The organism is Maribacter arcticus, from assembly GCF_900167935.1.
GTDB lineage: Bacteria > Bacteroidota > Bacteroidia > Flavobacteriales > Flavobacteriaceae > Maribacter > Maribacter arcticus.
This window is the reverse complement of the sequence record NZ_FUYL01000017.1, coordinates 1-5,647: the sequence shown is the minus strand read 5'-3', so window position 1 is coordinate 5,647 and position 5,647 is coordinate 1. Positions and strand designations below refer to the sequence as shown.

Sequence of the window (5,647 nt, the reverse complement as noted above, 5' to 3'; positions counted from 1 at the left end):
GGGTATAAAAAAAGCCCCTTACATTTCTGTAAAGGGCTTTCGAAAAAGGCGGCTACCTACTCTCCCACTTAGTATAGCAGTACCATCGGCGCAAACGGTCTTAACTTCCCTGTTCGGAATGGTAAGGGGTGGGCCCCGTCGCCATGGCCACCTAAGTTATAGATCGGGACGTACCCGATCGCGGCCTCCGCCGCAATATCGTTGACATGAATGGAACAGGATCCTATAAAGGAAAGTAACACGTATAGTAATAAGCGAGACTTATAAAAAAAGAAAGAAATAAAGATCGTCGTCTGCCCCCTCCCGAAGAAGGGGACAGGCGTATGCGCAAGCCTGACGGGCAATTAGTACTACTCGGCTACGGACATTACTGCCCTTCTACCTATAGCCTATCAACGTGGTCATCTCCCACGGCCCTTTAAAGAAATTTCATCTTGTGGCCGGTTTCGCGCTTATATGCTTTCAGCGCTTATCCGATCCCGACATAGCTACCCAGCGATGCTCCTGGCGGAACAACTGGTGCACCAGCGGTCAGTCCGACCCGGTCCTCTCGTACTAGGGTCAGCTCCACTCAAATTTCTAACGCCCGCAGTAGATAGAGACCGAACTGTCTCACGACGTTCTGAACCCAGCTCGCGTGCCACTTTAATGGGCGAACAGCCCAACCCTTGGGACCTTCTCCAGCCCCAGGATGTGACGAGCCGACATCGAGGTGCCAAACCCCCCCGTCGATATGAGCTCTTGGGGGAGATCAGCCTGTTATCCCCGGCGTACCTTTTATCCTTTGAGCGATGGCCCTTCCATGCGGAACCACCGGATCACTATGCTCTTGTTTCCAACCTGATCGACCTGTATGTCTCTCAGTCAAGCGCCCTTGTGCCATTGCACTCTACACACGATTGCCAACCGTATTGAGGGCACCTTTAGAAGCCTCCGTTACTCTTTTGGAGGCGACCACCCCAGTCAAACTACCCACCACGCACTGTTCTCTCAATAGAGAGTTAGGCCCCGGACAAGCAAAGGCTGGTATTTCAACAATGACTCCACCACACCTAGCGATGCAGCTTCAAAGTCTCCCAGCTATCCTACACATTGCTTGACCAAGGTCAATACGAAGCTATAGTAAAGGTGCACGGGGTCTTTTCGTCCCACTGCGGGTAACCGGCATCTTCACCGATACTACAATTTCACCGAGCTCATGGCCGAGACAGTGTCCAGATCGTTGCACCATTCGTGCAGGTCGGAACTTACCCGACAAGGAATTTCGCTACCTTAGGACCGTTATAGTTACGGCCGCCGTTTACTGGGGCTTCAATTCAATGCTTCTCCCCGAAGGAATGACATCTCCTCTTAACCTTCCAGCACCGGGCAGGTGTCAGGCCCTATACTTCATCTTTCGATTTTGCAGAGCCCTGTGTTTTTGATAAACAGTCGCCTGGACCTCTTCACTGCGGCCCCCCCATAAGGGGGGCGACCCTTCTCCCGAAGTTACGGGTCTATTTTGCCTAGTTCCTTAGCCATGAATCTCTCGAGCGCCTTAGAATACTCATCCCAACCACCTGTGTCGGTTTACGGTACGGGCTGCTTCACTCGCTTTTCTTGGAAGTCGATATGCTGGATTATCACCTTGACCGTGGTCTCGGTGTACTATCGGGGTGTTACCACTCCCTTCAACGTACAATTCCGTCTGTACGCACCAACTTCTCGCCTCCGTCACTTTTAGCGTGAGCAGGTACAGAAATATTAATCTGTTGTCCATCCACTATCCCCTTCGGGTTCGCGTTAGGTCCCGACTGACCCCCAGCTGATTAGCATAGCTGGGGAAACCTTGGTCTTTCGGCGTGCGGGTTTCTCGCCCGCATTATCGTTACTTATGCCTACATTTTCGTTTGTAATCGCTCCAGCATCCCTCGCAGGTACACCTTCGACGCAATTACAATGCTCCCCTACCCCTCATATAAATATGAAGTCACAGCTTCGGTGATATACTTATGCCCGATTATTATCCATGCGGAACCGCTCGACCAGTGAGCTGTTACGCACTCTTTAAATGAATGGCTGCTTCCAAGCCAACATCCTGGCTGTCAATGCAGTTCCACCGCGTTATATCAACTTAGTATATACTTTGGGACCTTAGCTGGTGATCTGGGTTCTTTCCCTCTCGGACATGGACCTTAGCACCCATGCCCTCACTGCGCAGAAACATTTTATAGCATTCGGAGTTTGTCAGGAATTGGTAGGCGGTGAAGCCCCCGCATCCAATCAGTAGCTCTACCTCTATAAAACTATCTACACGCTGCACCTAAATGCATTTCGGGGAGTACGAGCTATTTCCGAGCTTGATTGGCCTTTCACCCCTACCCACAGGTCATCCCAAGACTTTTCAACGTCAACGGGTTCGGTCCTCCACTATGTGTTACCACAGCTTCAACCTGCCCATGGGTAGATCGCACGGTTTCGCGTCTACTACTACTAACTATGGCGCCCTATTAAGACTCGCTTTCGCTACGGCTCCGGACCTGAAGTCCTTAACCTTGCTAGTAAAAGTAACTCGTAGGCTCATTATGCAAAAGGCACGCCGTCACCCATATGGGCTCCGACCGCTTGTAAGCGTATGGTTTCAGGATCTATTTCACTCCGTTATTCACGGTTCTTTTCACCTTTCCCTCACGGTACTGGTTCACTATCGGTCTCTCAGGAGTATTTAGTCTTGGCGGATGGTCCCGCCGGATTCATACAGGGTTTCACGTGCCCCGCACTACTCAGGATACCACTATCTAAATGCTCTTTACCTATACGGGACTATCACCCTCTATGGTCGCTATTTCCAAAGCGTTCTAGTTCATTACATTTCGAATATCGTGGTCCTACAACCCCGCACATGCCGAAACATGTACGGTTTGGACTAATCCAATTTCGCTCGCCGCTACTATCGGAATCACTTTTGTTTTCTCCTCCTCCGGGTACTTAGATGTTTCAGTTCCCCGGGTTTGCTTGCATTACTGCATGACATATCTTCAATATGCCGGGTTGCCCCATTCGGATATCTACGGATCATATCGTGTGTGCCGATCCCCGTAGCTTTTCGCAGCTTATCACGTCCTTCTTCGCCTCTGAGAGCCTAGGCATTCCCCATACGCCCTTTTCCAGCTTGTCGCTAGATCTTTAATCTATTCTATTTTATTCGTACTCTTTACTTAATAAAGATTCGTGTTTCTTTCTTTTTTAGGTCGGTAAGATAAAATCTTACCTCCTGTTCCAATATGTCAATGAACGTTTCGCAATAAACAATTATCAGTCAACAATCAACAATTAAAATTGTTCATTGTAAATCGGTCATTGTTTATTGACCTGGTGGAGAATATCGGAGTCGAACCGATGACCTCCTGCGTGCAAGGCAGGCGCTCTAGCCAGCTGAGCTAATCCCCCGTTTTCAGTTGTCGGCTATCAGTTAACAGTTATCAGTTAATCGATGACCATACGCCAACTTGGGATACCCAACTTCTAAAATTTCCTTCAATCTTTAATGAACGTAATATCTCCGAAGAAATATCTTTTTGTTTGTAGTCCCAGGCAGACTCGAACTGCCGACCTCTACATTATCAGTGTAGCGCTCTAACCAGCTGAGCTATGGGACTGTCCCTACTCTTCCTTCTCAGTATAAATACCTCCTCGAAAAAGCAATTACTTATATATTATTAATTATGGAGATTTTTTTCTACTGGAACATCATTAAAGGAATACTATTATTAAATCAAAAGACCGGGACCGTAGTTCCATCTTCACTTCGTCAGGGACTGTCCTTAAAAGGACAATCTCTAGAAAGGAGGTGTTCCAGCCGCACCTTCCGGTACGGCTACCTTGTTACGACTTAGCCCTAGTTACCGATCTTGCCCTAGGCCGCTCCTTACGGTGACGGACTTCAGGCACTCCCGGCTTCCATGGCTTGACGGGCGGTGTGTACAAGGCCCGGGAACGTATTCACCGGATCATGGCTGATATCCGATTACTAGCGATTCCAGCTTCACGGGGTCGAGTTGCAGACCCCGATCCGAACTGTGACAGGTTTTATAGATTCGCTCTGCCTTGCGACATGGCTGCTCTCTGTACCTGCCATTGTAGCACGTGTGTGGCCCAGGACGTAAGGGCCGTGATGATTTGACGTCATCCCCACCTTCCTCACGGTTTGCACCGGCAGTCCCGTTAGAGTCCCCATCATGACATGCTGGCAACTAACGGTAGGGGTTGCGCTCGTTATAGGACTTAACCTGACACCTCACGGCACGAGCTGACGACAACCATGCAGCACCTTGCAAATTGCCCGAAGGAAAAGGTATCTCTACCCCTGTCAAAATGCATTTAAGCCCTGGTAAGGTTCCTCGCGTATCATCGAATTAAACCACATGCTCCACCGCTTGTGCGGGCCCCCGTCAATTCCTTTGAGTTTCATTCTTGCGAACGTACTCCCCAGGTGGGATACTTATCACTTTCGCTTGGCCGCCCAGAACTCAAGGTTCCGGACAGCTAGTATCCATCGTTTACGGCGTGGACTACCAGGGTATCTAATCCTGTTCGCTCCCCACGCTTTCGTCCATCAGCGTCAGTATATAGTTAGTCACCTGCCTTCGCAATCGGTGTTCTATGTAATATCTATGCATTTCACCGCTACACTACATATTCCGGCAACTTCACTATAACTCAAGACAATCAGTATCAAAGGCAATTCTATAGTTGAGCTACAGACTTTCACCACTGACTTAATCGCCCGCCTACGGACCCTTTAAACCCAATAATTCCGGATAACGCTCGGACCCTCCGTATTACCGCGGCTGCTGGCACGGAGTTAGCCGGTCCTTATTCTTACAGTACCGTCAGTAGGGCACACGTGCCCCTTTTTCTTCCTGTATAAAAGCAGTTTACTACCCATAGGGCATTCTTCCTGCACGCGGCATGGCTGGATCAGAGTCTCCTCCATTGTCCAATATTCCTCACTGCTGCCTCCCGTAGGAGTCTGGTCCGTGTCTCAGTACCAGTGTGGGGGATCCCCCTCTCAGGGCCCCTACCCATCGTAGTCTTGGTAAGCCGTTACCTTACCAACAAACTAATGGGACGCATGGCCATCTTCTACCGCCCGAAGGCTTTAACTATAATGTGATGCCACATAATAGTACCACGGGGCATTAATCCAAGTTTCCCTGGGCTATTCCCCTGTAAAAGGTAGGTTCCATACGCGGTGCGCACCCGTGCGCCGGTCGTCAGCGGAGCAAGCTCCCTGTTACCCCTCGACTTGCATGTGTTAGGCCTGCCGCTAGCGTTCATCCTGAGCCAGGATCAAACTCTTCATCGTTGTTTTGTAAATATTCGTCCCAACGAAGTCTTAATTTCTCCCGGCCCCGACTCTCGATTCAATTCCTTATATATAATGACCGAATCACTCCAGTCAAATATTAAATTGTATGTTTCCTTAATTCTTGTTCCTCTCAAACAGGTCCTCACCTATTCTCGATTCTTATCTCCACAATATTTCAATGAACTTCTAAAAAAGTACCTAAATCTTACGACTTCCGGCCCTTCGTTTCCCCTAGGTGTTTCCCTAAGCGGCTGCAAATATACAACTGTTTTTTAACCTGACAACTTTTTAAGAAAA

2 tRNA genes and 3 rRNA genes are annotated in these 5,647 nt (G+C 49.1%); all 5 read right to left on the bottom strand.

Annotated features, from left to right (window positions below):
• Positions 1 to 43 precede the first annotated feature (43 nt).
• The 5 genes from rrf to B5X55_RS18500 all read right to left on the bottom strand — a co-directional run bounded on the left by rrf (position 44) and on the right by B5X55_RS18500 (position 5,347).
• Positions 44 to 155: ribosomal RNA gene (rrf, locus tag B5X55_RS18520) — 5S ribosomal RNA — on the bottom strand.
• Between the two features lie 168 nt (positions 156 to 323).
• A 23S ribosomal RNA gene (locus B5X55_RS18515) occupies positions 324 to 3,158 on the bottom strand.
• 194 nt (positions 3,159 to 3,352) lie between these two features.
• Positions 3,353 to 3,429, bottom strand: a tRNA-Ala gene (locus B5X55_RS18510).
• Positions 3,430 to 3,564: 135 nt separating this feature from the next.
• Positions 3,565 to 3,638 (bottom strand) — tRNA-Ile (locus tag B5X55_RS18505).
• Between the two features lie 184 nt (positions 3,639 to 3,822).
• Positions 3,823 to 5,347 (bottom strand): 16S ribosomal RNA (locus B5X55_RS18500).
• The 16S, 23S and 5S rRNA genes sit together here with 2 tRNA genes alongside, the layout of an rRNA operon.
• Positions 5,348 to 5,647 lie beyond the last annotated feature (300 nt).